This is a genomic window from Pseudonocardia asaccharolytica DSM 44247 = NBRC 16224 (assembly GCF_000423625.1).
Classification (GTDB): Bacteria; Actinomycetota; Actinomycetes; order Mycobacteriales; family Pseudonocardiaceae; genus Pseudonocardia; species Pseudonocardia asaccharolytica.
Window position 1 is genome coordinate 201,998 of sequence record NZ_AUII01000005.1, and the last position, 18,874, is coordinate 220,871.

General features: G+C 71.9%; 18 protein-coding genes. 10 read left to right on the top strand and 8 right to left on the bottom strand.

Annotated features, from left to right (window positions below; translation table 11 throughout):
- Positions 1-212: 212 nt before the first annotated feature.
- The 5 genes from G567_RS0108380 to G567_RS27540 all read right to left on the bottom strand — a co-directional run bounded on the left by G567_RS0108380 (position 213) and on the right by G567_RS27540 (position 5,454).
- Complete coding sequence (locus tag G567_RS0108380; protein WP_037056431.1) at positions 213-818, bottom strand: response regulator; 606 nt, start codon at positions 816-818, stop codon at positions 213-215.
- A gap of 14 nt (positions 819-832) precedes the next feature.
- Positions 833-2,026 (bottom strand): GAF domain-containing sensor histidine kinase, encoded by a 1,194-nt coding sequence (locus G567_RS0108385; RefSeq protein ID WP_028929638.1) that lies wholly within the window; start codon positions 2,024-2,026, stop codon positions 833-835.
- Between the two features lie 74 nt (positions 2,027-2,100).
- Positions 2,101-2,262, bottom strand: a complete 162-nt coding sequence (locus G567_RS35120) for a hypothetical protein (protein WP_154667130.1) — start codon at positions 2,260-2,262, stop codon at positions 2,101-2,103.
- 141 nt (positions 2,263-2,403) lie between these two features.
- Positions 2,404-4,065: a DNA repair helicase XPB gene (locus G567_RS0108395; protein WP_028929639.1), complete on the bottom strand. Its 1,662-nt coding sequence runs from the start codon at positions 4,063-4,065 to the stop codon at positions 2,404-2,406.
- A gap of 81 nt (positions 4,066-4,146) precedes the next feature.
- A complete protein-coding gene (locus G567_RS27540; protein ID WP_037056329.1) occupies positions 4,147-5,454 on the bottom strand; it encodes an ABC transporter substrate-binding protein in 1,308 nt (435 codons plus the stop codon).
- A gap of 514 nt (positions 5,455-5,968) precedes the next feature.
- Between G567_RS27540 and G567_RS0108405 the strand changes: the two genes are divergently transcribed.
- From G567_RS0108405 to G567_RS0108425, 4 genes are all read left to right on the top strand, one after another.
- Positions 5,969-9,313 carry a sensor histidine kinase gene (locus tag G567_RS0108405; RefSeq protein ID WP_028929640.1) on the top strand — a complete coding sequence of 1,115 codons (3,345 nt, stop codon included), beginning with the start codon at positions 5,969-5,971 and terminating at the stop codon, positions 9,311-9,313.
- Between the two features lie 76 nt (positions 9,314-9,389).
- Complete coding sequence (locus tag G567_RS0108415) at positions 9,390-9,812, top strand: roadblock/LC7 domain-containing protein (RefSeq protein ID WP_028929641.1); 423 nt, start codon at positions 9,390-9,392, stop codon at positions 9,810-9,812.
- A 54-nt stretch (positions 9,813-9,866) separates the two neighbouring features.
- Positions 9,867-10,454: a DUF742 domain-containing protein gene (locus G567_RS0108420; protein WP_028929642.1), complete on the top strand. Its 588-nt coding sequence runs from the start codon at positions 9,867-9,869 to the stop codon at positions 10,452-10,454.
- Positions 10,435-11,034, top strand: coding sequence for a GTP-binding protein (locus G567_RS0108425; protein ID WP_028929643.1), 600 nt, complete (start codon positions 10,435-10,437; stop codon positions 11,032-11,034). The genes G567_RS0108420 and G567_RS0108425 overlap by 20 nt, the downstream gene beginning before the upstream one ends.
- A 19-nt stretch (positions 11,035-11,053) precedes the next feature.
- Here G567_RS0108425 and G567_RS0108430 read toward each other — a convergent pair whose 3' ends face one another.
- On the bottom strand, positions 11,054-13,294 hold the full coding sequence (locus tag G567_RS0108430; RefSeq protein ID WP_028929644.1) for a helicase-associated domain-containing protein: 2,241 nt from the start codon (positions 13,292-13,294) through the stop codon (positions 11,054-11,056).
- Positions 13,295-13,407: 113 nt separating this feature from the next.
- Here G567_RS0108430 and G567_RS0108435 point away from each other — a divergent pair, with 113 nt between their 5' ends.
- Together G567_RS0108435 and G567_RS0108440 are read left to right on the top strand one after the other, a co-directional pair.
- Positions 13,408-13,587, top strand: a complete 180-nt coding sequence (locus tag G567_RS0108435) for a hypothetical protein (RefSeq protein ID WP_028929645.1) — start codon at positions 13,408-13,410, stop codon at positions 13,585-13,587.
- Between the two features lie 2 nt (positions 13,588-13,589).
- Positions 13,590-14,174 (top strand): nucleotidyltransferase family protein, encoded by a 585-nt coding sequence (locus tag G567_RS0108440; protein WP_028929646.1) that lies wholly within the window; start codon positions 13,590-13,592, stop codon positions 14,172-14,174.
- Positions 14,175-14,262: 88 nt separating this feature from the next.
- Here the strand turns inward: G567_RS0108440 and G567_RS0108445 are convergent, their stop codons facing one another.
- Complete coding sequence (locus G567_RS0108445; protein WP_307724170.1) at positions 14,263-14,805, bottom strand: LysM peptidoglycan-binding domain-containing protein; 543 nt, start codon at positions 14,803-14,805, stop codon at positions 14,263-14,265.
- Between the two features lie 488 nt (positions 14,806-15,293).
- Here G567_RS0108445 and moaC point away from each other — a divergent pair, with 488 nt between their 5' ends.
- Genes moaC through G567_RS0108460 form a run of 3 tightly spaced genes read left to right on the top strand, consistent with a single transcriptional unit; the run spans position 15,294 to position 16,710 of the window.
- Entirely contained in the window at positions 15,294-15,773 is a 480-nt protein-coding gene (gene moaC / locus G567_RS0108450; RefSeq protein ID WP_028929648.1) for a cyclic pyranopterin monophosphate synthase MoaC, read from the top strand.
- Positions 15,770-16,264 carry a MogA/MoaB family molybdenum cofactor biosynthesis protein gene (locus G567_RS0108455; RefSeq protein ID WP_028929649.1) on the top strand — a complete coding sequence of 165 codons (495 nt, stop codon included), beginning with the start codon at positions 15,770-15,772 and terminating at the stop codon, positions 16,262-16,264. Before moaC ends, G567_RS0108455 begins: the two co-directional genes overlap by 4 nt.
- The gene (locus tag G567_RS0108460; RefSeq protein ID WP_028929650.1) at positions 16,261-16,710 is read left to right on the top strand and encodes a molybdenum cofactor biosynthesis protein MoaE; all 450 of its coding nucleotides are present in this window, start codon (positions 16,261-16,263) and stop codon (positions 16,708-16,710) included. The genes G567_RS0108455 and G567_RS0108460 overlap by 4 nt, the downstream gene beginning before the upstream one ends.
- Positions 16,711-16,773: 63 nt before the next feature.
- On the opposite strand, the gene G567_RS0108465 is transcribed toward G567_RS0108460, so the two are convergent.
- Positions 16,774-17,400 carry a LysM peptidoglycan-binding domain-containing protein gene (locus G567_RS0108465; RefSeq protein WP_028929651.1) on the bottom strand — a complete coding sequence of 209 codons (627 nt, stop codon included), beginning with the start codon at positions 17,398-17,400 and terminating at the stop codon, positions 16,774-16,776.
- Positions 17,401-17,970: 570 nt separating this feature from the next.
- Here G567_RS0108465 and G567_RS0108470 point away from each other — a divergent pair.
- Positions 17,971-18,873, top strand: a complete 903-nt coding sequence (locus tag G567_RS0108470; RefSeq protein WP_028929652.1) for an AAA family ATPase — start codon at positions 17,971-17,973, stop codon at positions 18,871-18,873.
- The last annotated feature ends 1 nt before the right edge of the window (position 18,874 follow it).

An 18,874-nucleotide genomic window follows, 5' to 3' on the forward strand; every position in this document is an offset into this window, starting at 1 on the left:
ATCGTGAGGCGCATCACATCGCATGCACACCCCCACGTGGAGAGGGCGGGCCGCGAACGTTGACAGTCCGTTACGCTTTCCCGGACGAGTGACGGTCGAAACCGGACCCTCGGCGCAGGCCAAGAGCAAGGTCAGGGAACCCCCCAATCGCGTTATGGCTCCACAACGCGCTGGTGAGCCGCCCTCGGACGACGCTATGGCTCCATAACGCGCTAGAGCAGCCCGGCCTCGCTCGCCTTGCCGATCGCCTCGACCCGGTTGCGCGCACCGAGCTTGTGCAGCGCCGACTGCAGGTAGGTCTTGACGGTGTTGCGCGCCAGGCCGGTGGACTCCGCGATCTCCGGGTTCGTGCGGCCCTGCGCCGCCAGCCGGAGCACCTCGTACTCCCGGCGGGTCAGCCCGCTGCGCGCCACCGCCGCACGATGACCCTCCCCGCCGGGGACCATCCGCGGATCGATCACCCGCTCGCCGCGCAGCACCCGGCGCAGCGCCGAGACGAGGTCGGTGACCGCGGCGTCCTTGACCAGGCAGCCGTGCGCTCCGGCGTCGAGCGCGGCCTGGATGCCGTGGTGGTCGCCGTGCGCGGTGAAGACAACGACACGGGCGGCCGGACTCACTTCCCGCAACCCCACCACGACCTCCGGGGCAAGCATGTCGGGCAGCCGCAGGTCGAGCAGCACCACATCGGGACGCAGCGTCGGCGCCCGGAGGAGGGCCGCGCGACCCGACTCCGCCGCGCCGACGACCGTCAGCGCGACCTCGCCGCGCAGCAGCAGCGCGACACCGTCGCGCACCACCGGATGGTCGTCGACCACCATCACCCTGGCCGGGTTCACGGGCTGCCCCCACCCTCCGACGGGAGCGGCAACATGATCCGCAACGTCGCCCCACCGTCCTCCTCGTGCACGAGGCTCAGCCTGCCACCCAGCCGTGTCGCCCGCTCCGCCAGCATCTTCAGGCCGAGCTCGGAGGACTCCGCCGATTCGGTCGCGCCGCCGCCGTGGAGCCCGTCGCCGTCATCGGCCACCGCGACCTGAACCCCGCCCTCCACCGCCCCGATGCTGACGATGACCGTCCGCGGGTGGGCGTGCTTCTCGACGTTGAGCAGACCCTCGCCCACCACCCCGGTGAGCAGGCTGGTGCGCTCGGCGTCCAGTGGCGGCAGCTCGCCGAGCTGGACGAGCCGGGCGGGCACCCCGGTCCGGGCCTCGAAACTGCGGCAGTGCTCCGCGAGCTCGACGGACAGGGCTCGCTCCGGGGTGGACTCCGCGAGCGCGAGCAATGCCTCACGCAGCGCAATCGACACCGCGGAAATATCGGCCTCCAGCTGGCCGAGCCGGGTGCCGAGTGCGGGGTTGTCGGTGAGCGAGCTGCGCAGGTCGCGGACCTGCGCGCCGATGGAGAACAGCATCGCGCCGACCGAGTCGTGCAATGAGGCCTGCATCCGCCTGCGCTCGGCGGACACCGCGTCCTGCCTGCCGGCCTCGGCCAGCGACGCCAGCCGCAGAGCCCTGGCCGCCTCGGCGGCGATCCCCTCCATGGTCTGCACCGACCGGTCGCCGAACTGCCCAGGGCCACGCAGCGAGGCGTAGGCGACCGCGATCGTGCGCGACCCGTCGCGGATGGGCACGGCGAGCATCGCGCCCAGGGCCTCGGCCTGCACCGCGGTGTCGAAATGCCGCGGATGGGTGATGCTCGCCGAACTCACGTAGTCGCTGACCCGAACCGGGCGACCCAGCGCCAGCACCCGCCCCCCGACGCCCTGTCCGATCGGAACCACCAGGTCCTGCAGGGAGTCGGTGCGGTTACCCGACAACCACCGGATGACGACCTCGTCCGGGCCGGACAGGTCGGCGACGAAGCCGACATCGACGCCCACGGCGTCGCGCAGCACGCGGGCGGTGCCGCGCAGTGCCAGGACGCGGTCGAACACCCCGAGCAACCCGTCGCGCTCGGTGAGCAGCGCGTCGAGCAACCGCTGCTGATCGAGGGCCCGTTCGGTGGCGGCCCGGTGGCGCGACGACACATGGTGACCATGGCATATCGAGACCGGAGCGCACCACGTGCGGGTGCACCGGCCGGTGCGGGCGGTTCGGCGGATCAGCCCCGGCGTCGCCGCTGGTCGGCCGCCGACGCGGTGGCGTCCCCGCCATCCGAGGGATCGGGGTCCGCCGCGGCCCGCTCCCGGTCCTGCGGGGGGCCGTCGCCGGGCACCTGTCGGTCGCGCAACCGGATGATGCGGCCGATGAGCACTGCCGTCATCGCGGCCACAACCACCCAGGCCGCGCCCCCGACAAGGATCCAGCCGAGGACGGAAATGCGATCACCCCCGTTATGGGTCGACCGGTCCAGTGTCCTCGGATCTGTCCCTCGGTGCAGTCCTTACCGATTGACGTTCTCGGCTCACCCCCGTTCGGGAAGGGCCGGGCCGAGCAGGTCGTCGGCGTCGACGATGCGGTAGGCGTAGCCCTGTTCGGCGAGGAATCGCTGCCGGTGCGCGGCGTAGTCGGTGTCAAGGGTGTCCCGGGCGACCACCGAGTAGAAGTGGGCCTGCCTGCCGTCGCCCTTCGGGCGCAGCAGCCGGCCCAGCCGCTGGGCCTCCTCCTGACGGGATCCGAACGTCCCCGACACCTGTACCGCGATCGTCGCCTCGGGAAGGTCGATGGAGAAGTTCGCCACCTTGCTGACCACGAGCCGGTTGAGCTCTCCGGCGCGGAACGCGTCGAAGAGGTCTTCCCGTTTCTTCGTCCGCGTCGAGCCCTGGATCACCGGACAGCCGAGAGCCTCCCCGAGCTCGTCGAGCTGGTCCAGGTAGGCGCCGATGACCAGGGTGGGTTCGCCGGGATGGCGGTCGAGGATGGCCTCGACGACCGGCAGCTTGGTGCGCGCCGTGGACGCCATCCGGTAGCGCTCGTCGGCATCCGCGGTCGCGTAGCCGAGGCGCTCGGCGTCGGTGAGGGTGACCCTGACCTCGACGCATTCGGCGGGCGCGATCCAGCCCTGCTCCTGGATGTCGCGCCAAGGCGCGTCGTAGCGCTTGGGCCCGATCAGGGAGAACACGTCGCCCTCCCGGCCGTCCTCGCGCACCAGCGTCGCGGTGAGCCCCAGCCTGCGGCGGGACTGCAGGTCGGCGGTCATCCGGAACACCGGCGCGGGCAGCAGATGCACCTCGTCGTAGATGATCAGGCCCCAGTCGCGGGAGTCGAACAGCTCCAGGTTCCGGTACTCGCCCTTCGACCTGCGCGTCATGACCTGGTAGGTCGCGATCGTGACCGGGCGGATCTGCTTGCGCTCGCCGGAGTACTCGCCGATCTCGTCGTCGGTCAGGCTGGTGCGCGCGATCAGCTCGCGCTTCCACTGCCGCCCCGCGACGGTGTTGGTGACCAGGATCAGCGTGGTGGCCTGCGCCTGCACCATCGCGGCCGCCCCGACGAGCGTCTTGCCGGCCCCGCAGGGCAGCACGACCACTCCGGAACCGCCCGCCCAGAAACCGTCGACGGCCTCGCGCTGGTAGTCCCGCAGCGACCAGCCGTCCTCGGCCAACGCGATCGGGTGCGCCTCGCCGTCGACGTAGCCCGCCAGGTCCTCCGCGGGCCACCCGATCTTGAGCAGCGTCTGCTTGAGCGGGCCGCGCTCGGACGGGTGCACCACGACGGTGTCGTCGTCGACGCGTGCCCCCAGCATCGGCGCGATCTTCTTCTGCCGGAGGACCTCCTCCAGCACCGCCCGGTCCAGTGCGACGAGCACCAGGCCGTGCGCGGGCGAGTTGGTCAGCTGCAGCCGCCCGTACCGGCCCATCGTGTCGACGACGTCGACGAGCAGCGGCTGCGGCACCGCGTACCGGGAGAACCGGACCAGCGCGTCGACGACCTGCTCGGCGTCGTGACCGGCCGCGCGGGCGTTCCACAGCGCCAGCGGGGTCACCCGGTAGGTATGCATGTGCTCGGGGGCCCGCTCGAGCTCGGCGAACGGGGCGATCGCGGCCCGTGCCGCGGCCGCGGCCTCGTGGTCGACCTCGAGCAGGAGCGTCTTGTCGGACTGGACGATCAGTGGTCCGTCGGTCACGGGCATCTCCTCGCTGGCCGGCCCACACCCGGACCGCGCCGTCCATCGTTGATACCACCCCGGTCCGACACGGCACGGTGGCTACAGCTGGGTCAGCGACTCGGAGGTGGGGATGTTCGGATGCTGGGCGTTGTTGACGATCACCAGCTCGAACGGGAACTGCCCGCCGCGCCGCGCCCGCCACTGTCCCCCGACCATCGGTGCCCTCGCCACGCCGGGGGCCGGGCCGCGCGTCCAGTCGAGGGGCCCACAGATCGTGTCGATACGCATCGTCGCGATGGCCTCGGACAGCGCCCCTCGGTCGTCGATCGCCGGCACCGAGGCGAAGGCCTTGGCCGCGACCTCGAACAGACTGTGGGTGAACCCGATCGGCATCGTCCACTGCCTGCCGGTGGCTGCGGTGTAGGCGTCGGCGAGCTGCCTGGCCGACTGGCCGGTCAGCGACGAGGTGAACGGGTACTGGGGCGACCACCACACGTCGGTCGCGATGCCGTCGGCGAGCGAGGCACCCAGCGACTCGACGCTCGACGGGAACGGGTTGGCCTTCGCGATGGTGACGATCTTCGGCCGGAAGTCCTGCTGCGCCGCCTGCCGCCAGAAGGTGGCGAAGTCGAGCGGGGTCGGCACCCCCACCAGGATCTCCGCCTTCGCCTGTTTGAAGGCCGCGATATGCCGGGAGAAGTCCTGGGTACCGGTCGGGAAGCTGCCCGGATCGATCATCTGGTAGCCGCGCTTGGCCATGAACGGCGGGAAGCCGGTGGCCGGGTCCCCCCAGCTGAGCCCGTCCGAGTCGGCGGGCCACAGCCCTCCCGCGATCTTGTTCGTGGGCATCGAGTCCCACATATCGGCGTAGACGGCCTCGAAGTCCTCGAGCCCGAAGAAGAACAGGTAGGTCCACTCGAACTTCTTGCCGAGCTGCCCCCCGCGGCCGAAGAACCACGGCTGCCACGGCGTGATGGTCGCGATGCAGGGAACCTGGCCCGCCTCGCACTGGTCGCTGACCGGGTTCGACGTCTCCGGCGTCGAGGAGACCAACATCAGGTGGACACCGTCGTTGCGGATCAGGTCCGCGGCGACGTCCGCGGCGCGGGCGGGATCGGACTGGCTGTCCCGGTAGAGGATCTCGACGGGATAGTTCTGGCCGTTCACCTGGATCGGATGTTCGGTGAAATGGCTGCGAACCGCGTTCACGACGAACTCGTCGGCCTCCGCGAACGGGGCCAGCGGCCCGGTCGCCGGGCTCACGTAACCGATCCTGATCCGATCCCCGCCCGAGCCGGCCGAGGTACCGCAACCCACGGCGAAGGCACCGGTCGCCGCCACGACGCCGGCCGCTCCGGCCATCGAGAGGAATCTCCGCCGGCCGAGCAGAGTCGGCATCTCTACCATCGAGCCTCACCTGGTTGGAGTAGCAGGAACTGACGGGAGTGAGCATTTCCGGTCACACGCCCGGGTGTCAAAACAGTCAGTTCAGCACAGCCGGGCGTCACCGCGCTCGTCGCCGCCGATCCGGCCGTTCGGCGCGCCACGGAGGCCCGATGTCCCCTGGACCCTCCGGGAATGGCTAGACTCCCGCCCTGCAACTGTGAGACGAAACCGGTAACGGTATCGGCCCGCGAGACCCGCGGCCCCGGATCCGGGGCCCGGCGTGTCGAGGGCCGGAACCTGAACCAGGTGGGCGGGTCCGGTGCCCGCCGCACCACCACCCCCGACTCGCCACGGACACCAGCTTGACGCTCCCCACCCGTTCCCCTGCCCCGCTCACGCCCGAAACGGTCGCATACCGCACGGCCGTGGGACGTGTGCTGCCCGGCCGGGGCCGTCCATCGGCAGTCAGACGGGCGATGTTCCGGGCCCGCGCCCTCCGATCGCCTGGCCGCATCTGGGAGATGTCGACGTGACCATGACCGAGCAAGCCGCATCCACCCCGGAGCGAGCCGAGCGCTGGCGGCCCCGGCACTGGAGCCTGACCGTCAAGCTCGTCGTGCTGCTTCTCGTCCCGACCGTGCTCGCGCTGCTCCTGGGGACGCTGCGGATCGCCGACCAGGCAGGCAAGGCGGCCGACCTCGCGCAGATGTCCCGGCTCGTGACCCTGCAGAAGCAGGTCGCGACCCTGCTCTCCGACCTGCAGCAGGAGCGGCTCGACGCCGGCGCGTTCGTCGCAGCGGACAGGCCGGTGGACTCAACCCCCCTGAAGGACCAGTTCGGCAAGGTCGACCAGTCCGGTACGCAGGCCCGCTCCGCCCTCGGCGGGGTCGACCCCACCGACGATGCACTCGTCGGCGTGCAGCGCCAGCAGTTGGTCCAGGCCCTGGACCAACTGCCCGCGTTGCGCACGCTGGTCACGAACTCGAATGCTCCGGCGTCGGCTGTCACCGTGCGGTATACCGAACTGCTCGGACGGCTCGGCGAGGTCAACGACGCGCTGTTGCGGGGCATCAACGTCGCCGAGGTCAACGGGCTCGCGATCGCGCTGGGCAGGCTCGACGCCGCCCGCGAGGAGATGTCACTACAGCACGCGGTGCTGACCGCCGCGGCGATCGAGGGAACCCTCGCGCCGCCCGACGCCGCCGAGGTGGCGGCCGCCGAGGCCCGGCTCGAGGCCGCGCTGGCGAACTTCCGGGCCGCGTTGGATGCGGGGCAGCGGGTCAGCTATGCGGCGCTGAGTTCGGCCGCGCCGAACGTCGCCCGCGCGCGGCTGGTCGGGTCGGCCGTCAGCGGACCCGCCGACGCACCTCGGCCGGTGCCGTCGAAGTCCGAGGTCAGCGCCGTCTTCGACCCGGTGCTGCAGGACGTGGACAAGACCGAGAGCGGCGTGCGCCAGGAGCTCGGCACGACCAGCGATTCCCTGCAGACATCGGCGAGCAACGAGGCCGGGATCAACTCGGTCATCCTGATGCTGGGTCTGCTGCTCGCCTTCGCGATCATGGTCCTGATCGCCCGGAACATGATCCGCTCGCTGCGGGTCCTCCGCAACACCGCCCTCGACGTGGCCGAACGGCGGCTGCCGCAGGCCGTCGAGAGCATGCGGGCGGGCGAGGCGCCCACGGTCGATGTCGATCCGGTCCCGCTCGACTCGCGCGACGAGGTCGGCCAGGTGGCTCGCGCCTTCGACGAGGTGCACGGCCAGGCCGTCCGGCTGGCGGCCGATCAGGCGGCGCTGCAGGCCAACGTCAACGCCATGTTCGTCAACCTCTCCCGGCGCAGTCAGGCGCTGGTCGAGCGCCAGTTGCAGCTCATCGAACAGCTGGAGAGCAACGAGCAGGACCCGGACCAGCTCTCCGACCTGTTCCGGCTCGACCACCTGGCCACCCGGATGCGGCGCAACAGCGAGAACCTGCTGGTCCTCGCCGGTACTGACCTGTCCAAGCGCAACGTCGCGCCGGTTCCGGTGATCGACGTCCTGCGCGCCGCGGTGTCGGAGATCGAGCAGTACCAGCGGATCGTCGTGCAGCCGCCGCCGACGATCACCATCGTCGGCCGGGCCGCGAGCGACCTCGTGCACCTGCTCGCCGAGCTGCTCGACAATGCCGCCAACTTCTCCCCGCCGGACTCCCAGGTGGTCATGAGCACCACCCGGACCGGCGACGGCTCGGTCCTGATCGAGATCGCCGACCGCGGCGTCGGGATGACGGGTCCCGAACTCGGCGACGCGAACCTGCGGCTCAGCGGGCCGTCCGAGGTCGATGTCTCCGCATCGCGCCGGATGGGTCTGTTCGTGGTCGGTCGGCTGGCCTCCCGGCACGGCATCGGCGTTCGGCTGGGCGCCGCGGCCGGCACCGCGGCCGGCACCAACCCCGGCGGGCTGACCGCGACGGTCACCGTCCCCACCTACCTCATTCCGCCGACTGCGTCCAATGTCGAGCGCCCCACCGGAGTCGGCACGATGCCCCCCGTGCAACGCGGTCCGCAGCCCGCCGGGCCGCAGGCCGGCCCCCGGCTCGCCGTCGGGCCGGGCGGGCATCCGCCGACCAATGGCCACACCCGCCCCGACTCGTTGTCCTCGCTGGTCGCGGGCAACGACGGGCCGAGGGGCCCGGGCGGCACGCCCGACAGGCCGGGCTTCACCCCATTGCCCCCGCTCAAACCCGGCCAGCCGCTGCCCGTCCGGCAGCCCGGGACGTCCCTGCACCCCAACGGCCGCCCGGCCGACCAGAGCCGCAACGGCGCCCAACCCCACGCCACTGCGGACGAGCAGCCGGAGGCGGGGGACACCGAGAACACGACTGCCAAGGGCGTGCCCGGCGACGACGAAACAGCCCCGGACACCGGGGGCACCGCGGCCGAGGACGCTGCACCAGGCGATGACGCGGCGGCCGATCGCGGCACCGCCGCGAACAGCGACGATGCCGCCCCCGGGAAGGAAGCCGCCGGCCGGCAGGGTCTGCCCGCTCCGCCCACGACACCGCGGCGCTCGGTTCCCACCGGCGCCACCGCGGAACGGCCGTCGGGCGATGCCGGCGAACCGCCGTCCGCGGCGCCACACCCGCCCGGTGGGGCCACCCCGCCTCCCGGCGCGCGCGACGACGCGGCGGGACCGCCGCAGCAGGCGGCTCCGGCCCGTGGGCAGGCCGCTGCGCCGCAGGCTGATCCGAATGACGACCTGTTCGCGCCGAACGTCCCGGCCGTTGCCGAGCCCGGCCGTGGACTGCCCCCGAAGCGCCCGGCGACGCTGACCCAGCAGCAGTTCGAGATGGGGCATACGACCCCGATCTTCGAGGAGATCGCGTCCGCCTGGTTCCGGTCGAACCGCCCCCTCCCGGTGAACTGGGAGACCGCCCAGCCCGGCGCCACCCCCACTCCCCCGCCGCCGGCGCCGACCAGCCCCCCGGCATCGCCCGCGGCCCGCCCCGCACCGCCGGCGGGCGCGGCAGGTCCGCAGGCACCGGCGCCCGGTCCCGGTGCGAGCTTCGTGACCGCCGCCGACGACGGCTGGCGCGCCGCCGAGGACACCGCGACTCCGGCCGTCGGCCGCAACGAGTTGACCGCCGCCGGGCTACCCAAGCGACGGCCCCGCGCGCGGTTGGTCCCCGGCAGTGCAGCAGGATCCGCGGTGCTGGCGGCCTCCTCGTCGCCGACCCGCACCGCCGAGGCGGTGCGTGGCAGGTTGGCGAGCTACCAGCAGGGTGTCCGGCAGGGGCGCGAGGTCATGCTCCGCAGGCAGGGGGAGTCCGGCGAGCCAGGTCGGCCGGGCACCAATGAGACACAACCCGCCCCGGCGGGCAGTGAACAGGACGAGGAGAACTGATGGCCGAGTTGATGCGGTCATCGGTCAGCACAGCGCCGTCGGGCACCGGCTCGGCGAGCGTCGGCAAGGAGAGCCAGTGACAGCACCACATACGCAGCTGAGCCGGTTCGGATGGCTGGTCACGAACTTCGCCGAACGCGTGCCCGGTGTCGCGCACGCGATCGTGGTGTCGGCGGACGGGCTGTTGTTGACCGCCTCCGACCGGCTTCCGCGTGACCGGGCTGACCAGCTCGCGGCGGTCTCGTCCGGCCTGGTCAGCCTCACTCAGGGCGCCGCGCGTTGTTTCGACGCCGGCGGCGTCGTGCAGACCGTCGTCGAGATGGAGCGCGGGATCGTCCTGCTCATGTCGATCAGCGACGGGTCCTGCCTGTCGGTGCTGGCGTCGCCGACCTGCGACATCGGCCTGATCGGTTACGAGATGACACTGCTGGTCGATCGCGTCGGGCAGCTGCTGACCCCCGAGCTGCGTGCCGAGCTGCAGGGGTCCATCGGCAGCTGAGCCGTCGGTCCGTCCATCAGCTGTGCATCTCTGGCAAAGGGTAGGTGAGGTTCGATGACCACCGGTTCCGACGACGAACGCCGTCGGCCTCCGCAGCCCACCCTCGCCGAGGCGCTGGGCATCCGCGACCAGGGTCCGACGGATCGGCGCAGGCTCTGGGGACGGCGCCGCCGCGAGGAAGCCGACCAGGTCGAGCCCATGGCCATGGACCACACTGCGCCGCCCGTCCCGCCCGGCGATCTACCGGTGACGGGCCCCATCGACATCTACCCGCCGGCCCACGGCCTGGAGGAGACCACCTCGATCGCGTCGGCGGTGCGGCCCTACGCGTGGACCAGGGGCCGCACGAAGTCGGGTTTCGACCTGGCGATCGAGACACTGGTGTCCACCAGTCCGATGGGTCGTAGCCAGTTCGGGTTGCTCCAGATGGAACACCGGTCCGTCGCCGAGCTGTGTGCGGAGCCGCGATCCGTCGCGGAGGTCGCTGCGCTACTCTCCCTCCCGCTTGGGGTGGCGCGGGTGCTGCTGGGCGATATGGCCGGCCTCGGCGTCGTCATCGTGCACCAGACCGCGAGCAGCGCCGGCAGCGCGCCGGACCTCGCCCTCATGGAAAGGGTGTTGAGTGGACTCCGTCGGCTCTAGGCCGGAGGCGATCGCCAATACGGCGACGATCTCGGCCAAGATCGTTGTGGCCGGTGGTTTCGGCGTGGGCAAGACGACGTTCGTCGGCTCCGTGTCGGAGATCGTCCCGCTGACCACCGAGGCGGTGATGACCGAGGCCAGCGCGCCGCACGACGATCTCACGGCCACCCCGAACAAGACCACCACGACGGTGGCCATGGACTTCGGCAGAGTCTCCCTCGACTCCGACCTGGTCCTCTACTTGTTCGGCACGCCGGGCCAGCACCGTTTCTGGTTCATGTGGGACGACCTGGTGCGCGGCGCGATCGGGGCGGTCGTCCTCGTCGACAGCCGCAGGCTGGCCGACTGCTTCGCCGCCATCGACTTCTTCGAGGACCGCGGGCTGCCCTATATCGTCGGCCTCAATGCCTTCGACGGGCTGCTCCAGCACCACATCCCCGACGTCCGGGAAGCGATGTCGATCGACCCGTCGACGCCCATCGTTCCCTGCGACGCGCGGGACCGGGAGTCGACCAAGCAGACCTTGATCACGCTCGTCCAACACGCGATGCAGCACCGGATGGCCGCGGGCGCTCGCTGAGTCCGCCCGCGCGCCTCGATCAGTCGAGGACGGCGATCGAGGTGATCCGGTGCAGCGGCAACCGGTACATCGCGCCGTCCACGACGTCGCGGCCCTCGACCATCCCGCCGCCGACACCGGTCGGCTTCAGCACCCGCTCCCCGGCCACGCCGTGGCTGTCGACGAAGCCGACCCAGACCGTGCACCGGGACCGCACGGCGTCCTGCAACAGGGCCGGGGCGGCATCCGCGCCATTGTTCGGGGCCGGCGAGGCCACGACGCTACGGCGCATCCCGGCCATGGCGTCGCCGGCCCGCATCCTGGCCACGATGGACTGCAGCCGAGAACCGTCCGGTTCGGCCGGGGCGGCCGCGGCCCTGGTCCCGGGACGGCGGCGCGCCTCGATCCGGCGTCCGCGCTCGCGCAGGTCCAGCACCCCGCCGCCGACGTCCTCCGCAGCCGGGCTGAATCCGGCCGCGCGCAGCCCGTCGAGGACCTCCGTCAGCGGCAGCGGGCTGATCGCGACGGTCGGGGCCAGCCTGCGCAGCTCCAGGTCCCTGGTGCCGGAGTGGGCCAGTACCTCCGAGAGCAACACCTCGTCGTCGGAACGCAGGAACGACGACGCGACCCCGCCGCGCAGCCGCCCGTGCCGGCGAGCGGCGTCGTCGATGAGGTAGCTCAGCGCGTGCGGCATCGGGGTGGCCGAGCGGGTGGCGAGCATGTCGCGCAGATCGTCCGCGGAGCGTCCGGCGTCGAGTGCGCGCCGCACGCTCGCCTCGCTGAACCGGTAGACCGTCGCCCCACCTGCCGATTCGACATCCGCCATCAGCTTCAGCTCGTGGGCGAGCTCGGGCAGGAGCGGGCCGGGCGCGATCGCGGTGAGATCGGCCTGGAGGACCACGTGGTCGACCGGTTCGGGCAGGACGGAGCGGAGGGCGGCGGCCGGATCGACCCCCTCGACGAGCAGCGCCCTGCCGGGTCCGGACAACGCGTCGAGCGCGACGACGCCCAGCACGGTGGCTTCGGCGAGCGTCCAGGCGACGATCTCGTCGCGCAGCCGCCCACCGCGGCGGGGAGCCCGCCAGGCCAGCATGCCGCCCAGCTCGCCGGGGCTGCGGACGGCGGTGCCTGCGGGCAGCTCGGCCAGACCCATCAGCACCCGGCGACGGTCCTTCCCGGCGCGCGGGCGGCGCACCGCCTCGGACAGCGCCGGGATGGGCCGGTCCGCCTCGTCGCGGCGCCCGACCAGACCGGGTAGCCGGGGCAGCTCCAGCCAGGTCCGGGCCAACAGCGACCAGCGCTGCTCCGGCCCGCCCGCGGCCCAGATGTCGGACGCGGTGGTCGGCATCCACTCCGGAGCGGCGCCGTCGCCGTCCCCGACCAGATCCGCGGCCACCAGCAGCTCGGCCAGCAACGCCGCGGTCGGCTCGTCGACATCCATCTCCTTGGCCGCGCGGCGCAGTTCGCGCACGCCGAGCCCGCCGGAACGCAGCACCGGCGGCGGGAGCCGGCTCCAGGCCGCGAGGAGCAGGTCCACCCGGCGCAGCACGTCCAGCGCGGCGCCGGCGGCGGTGCCGTCGACGACGTCGGCGCCGCGCTCGACAGTGGCGGGTACCGGCGGGGTGTACTCGATGCGGCCCATCGGGCGGTCGCCCCGCAGCGCGAGGCCGACCTCGCGGGGCAGCTCGACCGTATCGGCGTCGACGCGCAGCAGCAGCCCGCGGGCGAGGAGCCGGCCCACCGGGCCTGCCGGGTCGCAGCTGCCGCGGCTGCGCCCGATCGGCGGGCCTGCCGCCAGCGCGTCGAGGACCCGCCGCTCATCGGGGGCCAGCCCACCGAGCAGCTCGACCAGCGTGGCGGGGTCGAGCAGATCCGGTGCGGAGCGGCCGAGACCCCCGGGATAGCTGGGCAGCACGTCGCGAGCGGCCGGAACGAGCGCGTTGCCGCCCTCGGTGTCCCAGATCAGGGCCCGTTCGCGCAGCGCCGCCAGCGCACCGTCGAGCACCGCAGCGGGTACGTCGGGGCCGAGCAGCCTGCCGACCTCATCGCGGGGTGCGGGCGCGGTATCGGCGCCGGCCACCGCGAGCGCCTCGAGGACGACGAGCGTCGCGGTGTCGAGGTCGGCGCAGACGCGGTGCACCGACGCCCTGATCCCGGCCCTGGTCGCCAGCACGGAGATGTCGGCGGGCACCGGTACGGCCAGGTCCGGGCGCAACCGCAGCAGCGCGGCGAGCGTCTCGTCGTCCTGCGCGCGTAGCCAGTCGACCAACGGGAGGGGCATCGGACCCACGTTAGCGGCCCCCGTCCCCGCGTCGCCGCGCAATCCAGATGAGGGATACTGGACACAACGATCACCCGGAACTCTCCCGGGTTCGAGTCTGGTAGGAGGACATTGTGGCGAAGCCCGACCGCCCGGGCCGGATCGACCCGTCCTGGCCGGAGCTGCCCGACGGCGAGCACCCCGTCTCTGAGCTCGCCGCGCCATTGCAGGGACCGCTCTCTCCGTTCGGCGACGTGGAGTTCCCGCTGGAGAACGTGCCCTACGAGCACCCCGTCACCGAGATCAACAGGTAGTCGTGCCCGCGGGTCTGCTGCTGGCGGCCGGAGCCGGCCGCCGGATGGGCGGGCCCAAGGCACTGATCGAGTTCGAGGGAGAGCCGCTCGTTCGCCGGGCCCTTCGGGTGCTCGGCGACGGCGGCGCCACCCCGCTCGTGGTCGTGCTGGGTGCGGCCGCGGATGAGGTGCGCGCCCTGTTGCCGCCCGGCGTACTCGCCGTGGAGGCCCGCGACTGGGCCGAGGGCATGGGCGCCTCGCTGCGCGCCGGGCTGGACGCCCTCGCGGCGCTGGACCCCGTCCCCGTCGCGGCCCTCGTGCATCTGGTGGATCTGCCCCGCGTCACCCCCGGCGCCACCGCCCGGCTGGCCGAGGCCGATACCGGGCCGGAGGCCCTGCTGCGGGCCGCCTATGAGGGGCGCCCGGGGCATCCCGTCCTGATCGGACGGCGACACTGGGCGGCAGCGCGCGCGGCCGCCGTCGGGGACGCGGGGGCCCGCGGGTATCTCGCCGGTCATCCGGATCTGCGGCTCGTCGAGTGCGGCGATCTCGCCGATCCCGACGACGTCGATACGCCCGAGCAGCTGGCGCGGCTGCGCCGCCACTGAACCCTCAGCGCGTTATGGAGCCATAACGCGGTCGAGGAGGGGCGTCCTGCGCGTTATGGCTCCATAACGTTGGTTCGGAGCGGTTGGTTCAGAGCGCCAGCTGCTGACCCGGGAAGATCAGGTTCGGGTTGCCGGCCAGTACAGGGTTCTTGGCCAGCAGCGCCTGCCAGCCACCCGCGACATCGTGCGCGGCGGCGATGCGGCTCAGCGTGTCGCCGGCCTTGACCACATAGTTGCCGCCGCCGGCGGGGGCGGCTGGCTTGCTCAGCCGGATCTGCGGGGCGGCCGGGGCGGCCGGAGCGTTGCGCAGGGTGGCGGGCTGGCCGACGGCGCCGGCCTTGCGCGAGCAGACCGGCCAGGCGCCCCAGCCCTGCTTCGCCAGCACCCGCTCGGCGACGACGATCTGCTCGGCCCTGGTGGCCTGGTGGGCCGCCGGAGCGAACTCACCGCCCCCGAAGCCCCGCCAGGTCTGCCCTGCGAACTGCAGCCCGCCGGAGTAGCCATTCCCGGTGTTGATGGACCAGTTTCCGCCGCTCTCGCACTGTGCGACGCGGTCCCATGTCGTGTCCGTCGCGGCGTGCGCGGCCGGGACGGCGACGACGAGGGGAGCGCCCGCAACAGCACCAGCCAAAGCGGTGCGGGCAATGGCGCGACCGGCGGTAGTCGGCTTTCGGTGCTGACCGCGGTAGCGAGGCATGGCAATTCTCCGCCGCTGCGCGTCGGATCCGCTGCCCGGGGAGAAGGCAGGCGAGCCAACCGGCCCGCTCGGTCCGTCCCTGTCCCACGTCAAATTCCGGGGGACCGTCACCGCCGGACAGGGACGCGCTGCGGTGCCGGGGCCCGTCCGCATCGGGGGTGGATCGAGCCGCCGAGGACGGTACGGGCGCGCCCGTGCCGAGGAAACCCCTCGTTCGCGAAGGACAACGATGTAGTCCTCGAAGAAAGGATGCGGGATGTTCGGCGTTTTCCCAGGTCAGCCTGTCATATAACAAGAAGAAAACGGCATGGATTCGGAACGCCCCGGTTGTGTTGATGTGATGTGAATCACAGGGCTATGTCCCACTTTCGTGAGTCGCACCGCATTCCGCCGCGGCCGACGTCACGACGTAGAGTCTTGCCGTGGAGCTGACCCACGTCGACAGCACCGGAGCCGCCCGGATGGTGGACGTCTCCGGCAAGGAGCCCACCGCGCGCACCGCGGTGGCCACCGGCGTCCTGCGAACGACGGCCGAGGTCGTCGACCTGTTGCGGCGCGACGGGTTGCCCAAGGGCGACGCGCTGGCCACGGCCCGTATCGCGGGGATCATGGGCGCCAAACGAACCCCCGACCTCGTCCCGCTGTGCCATCCGATCGCGCTCAGCGGCGTGGTGCTCGACCTCGAGCCCGGCGACGCCGAGGTGCATATCCGCGCGACCGTGCGCACGACCGACCGGACCGGGGTGGAGATGGAGGCGCTCACCGCCGTCGCAGTGGCCGGTCTCGCCCTGCACGACATGGTCAAGGCCGTCGACCCGGCGGCCGTGCTGGACCAGGTGCGGGTCGAACGCAAGGAAGGCGGCAAGACCGGCAGCTGGACCCGTCCCGAGGAGCGTTCGTGACCGAGACGTCCGGGACCGTCCGCCGGGCCCACGTGGTGACCGCGTCGAACCGGGCCGCGGCCGGTGTGTACCCCGATCGCGGCGGGCCGATCATCGTGGAGTGGCTGCGCGAGCGCGGGTACGACTGCCCCGAGGCTACCGTGACACCCGACGGCGAACCCGTCGCCAATGCATTGCGGGCCGCGGTCTCCACCGGCGTCGACGTCGTGATCACGACCGGTGGCACCGGCATCTCGCCCACCGACTCCACCCCGGAGGTCACCCGCGCTCTGCTGGACTACGAGGTGCCGGGGCTGGCAGATGCGATCCGCATGGTCGGGGCGCCGAAGGTTCCGACGGCCGTACTGTCGCGTGGTGTCGCCGGCGTCGTCGGCCGCACACTGGTGGTGAACCTGCCGGGCTCGACCGGCGGCGTTCGCGACGGCCTCGGCGTACTCGCGGACGTCCTCGACCACGCCGTGGACCAACTCCGAGGAGGGGATCACACATGAGCCCGAGCGATACCCGGGCCGGGATCGCGGTGCTGCGCGCGGCCGTCGGCGAGCAGCCCCTCGACGTCGAGGAGCACGCCCGGCTGGTCGGCGACTCGGCGGCGGGCGCCGTCGTCTCCTTCGCCGGGGTGGTCCGCAACCACGATGGCGGACGCTCCGTGCGTCACCTGGAGTACAGCGCCCACCCGACGGCGCAGAAGGTCGTCGCCGAGGTGGCCGGCGACGTTGCCGGCCGGGCACACGGCGTGCGGGCCCTCGCGGTGAGCCATCGCGTCGGCCGCCTCGAGATCGGCGATGTGGCGCTGGCCTGCGCCGTCGCCGCTGATCATCGCAAGGAGGCGTTCGAGGTGTGCGCGGAGCTGGTGGAAGAGGTGAAGCGTCGGCTGCCGGTCTGGAAGCACCAGGTCTTCACCGATGGCTCGGACGAGTGGGTCAACTCGACCTGATCGCCCGCGAGCGGTGTCGTGCGCGGGAGCGGCACTGCCCCGCCCAGCACGATCGGGCCCGGCTCAGCCGACCTGCAGGACCTGGCCGACCAGGATCATGTTCGGGTTGCTCAGCGCGCCGTGGTTCTTGGCGTAGAGCGCCTGCCAGGTGGTGCCGTTCGCGGCGGCGATCTTCGACAGAGTGTCCCCCGCCGCGACCGTGTGCGTCGAGCCTCCGGCGGCCCGGGTCTGGGCCTGCTTCTTGGTGACCGGCTTCTTGGTGACCTGCTTCGTCGCGGCTTGCTTCTTCGCGACCGGCTTGGCGGCAGACTGTTTGGCAGGCTGGGCCACGGCCTTCTGCTTGGCCGGGGTCCCGCTCAGGCCCAGCTTCTTGGAGCAGGCTGGCCATGCGCCCCAGCCCTGACCGGCCAGAACGCGCTCCGCAACGGCGATCTGCTGGTCGCGAGAGGCGTTCTGCGGGGAGCCGGTTCCGCCGTAGGCCCGCCAGGTGCTGGGCGAGAACTGCAGGCCACCGGCGTAGCCGTTGCCGGTGTTGGTGTTCCACTTGCCACCGCTCTCGCACTGGGCGAGCTGGTCCCAGGCGTTCGCCGGGGCGGCGTTGGCGGTGCCGGCCACGGCAACGGGAGCGCCGACCGCGACAGCCCCGGCCACGGCCAGACGCACGAGATTTCGCTTCGAGAGGAGCGCCATGTCGTGTGATCTCCTACCGCGCCGGGAGAGGACCGGGTGGGGAGCACCCGGTGATCGGTCGAGGCCGACCCGAAGCTTCGGACACAATTACTTGCATCTCGAAAATTGCTTCCTCGCCCCTGTCCCGTCTTTTGTCTCGACGGACCGGTAACCGTAGGACAGGGGCCCCGGCGCGACGGTTCCGGATGTATTTCGACCGCTCCGTCTGGAACGACCGAGCAGGGACGCTACGTTTACCCGGCCGCAATAGGCCAAACTATGTGCGGGTGACGATCATCACTGTAACATCCGCGGAACACTTGCCGACACCCATATCGCCCCAGGTCAGAGCTTCATTATCACGATTTGATCTCGCCGGAAATTTTAAAGCCGAAGCGGAAATGTTGTCGACCGAGTCACATCGAATTGATACACGGTAAGTGACCAGATCCTCACACAGCGCGCAGCCGACCAGGCGGCCTGGCTGGCCGACGAGCAACCTGTGAGTCATGCTGGAGTGGTGAACGAATGCACCTGGCTCATCCGCCCAGCTGCCGGATCGCAGCCGTGACCGGCCCCGCGACCGCACCGATGAACGGCGCCGTCACCGGGGCTCACTCCTCGCCCGCGGCCCTGGCCGCGGCCCTGCGCACCACCGGCTACCTCGCCGACGAGGGCCTGGCCACCTCGGCGTTCCTGGCCATGTCGATGAACCGTCCGCTGTTCTGCGAGGGCGAGCCGGGTACGGGTAAGACCGCGCTGGCCCAGGCGTTGGCGCAGATCCTCGGCGCCGAGCTCATCAGGCTGCAGTGCCACGACGGCATCGATGCCGCCCAGGCGCTCTACGACTGGGACTTCCCGCGCCAGCTGCTGCATCTGCGGGCGCTGGAGGCCACCGCGAGTCTCGGCGGCGAGCGGCTGAACGCGGACACCGTGGAGGCCTCGCTGTACTCCGAGCGGTTCCTGCTGGCCCGGCCGATCCTGCGGGCGCTGCAGAACTCGCCCAGCGTGCTGCTGGTCGATGAGGTCGACCGCGCCGACGACGAGTTCGAGGCGTTCCTGCTGGAGGTGCTCACCGAGCACGCGGTGACGATCCCGGAGCTCGGGGAGGTCCGCGCGGCGACGCCGCCGGTGGTCGTGCTCACCTCGAACCGGACCCGCGAGGTGCACGACGCGCTCAAGCGCCGCTGCCTGTACCTGTGGTTGGACCATCCGGACGTGGCGCGCGAGATCGAGATCCTGCACAGCCGGTTGCCCGGGCTGCCCGATCGGCTGGCCGCGCAGGTCGCGGGGACCGTGCGCAACCTGCGCCAGGCCGAGCTGCTCAAACCACCCGGGGTGGCCGAGTCGCTGGACTGGGCGCGGGCGCTGCAGCTGGTCGGCGCGCGCACGCTGGATGTCGACGCCGCCGCCGCCACGCTGGGCGCGGTGCTGAAGTACCGCGAGGACGCCGACCGGGTGCGCAACCAGCTCGACGCGCTGCTGGCGTCCTGAG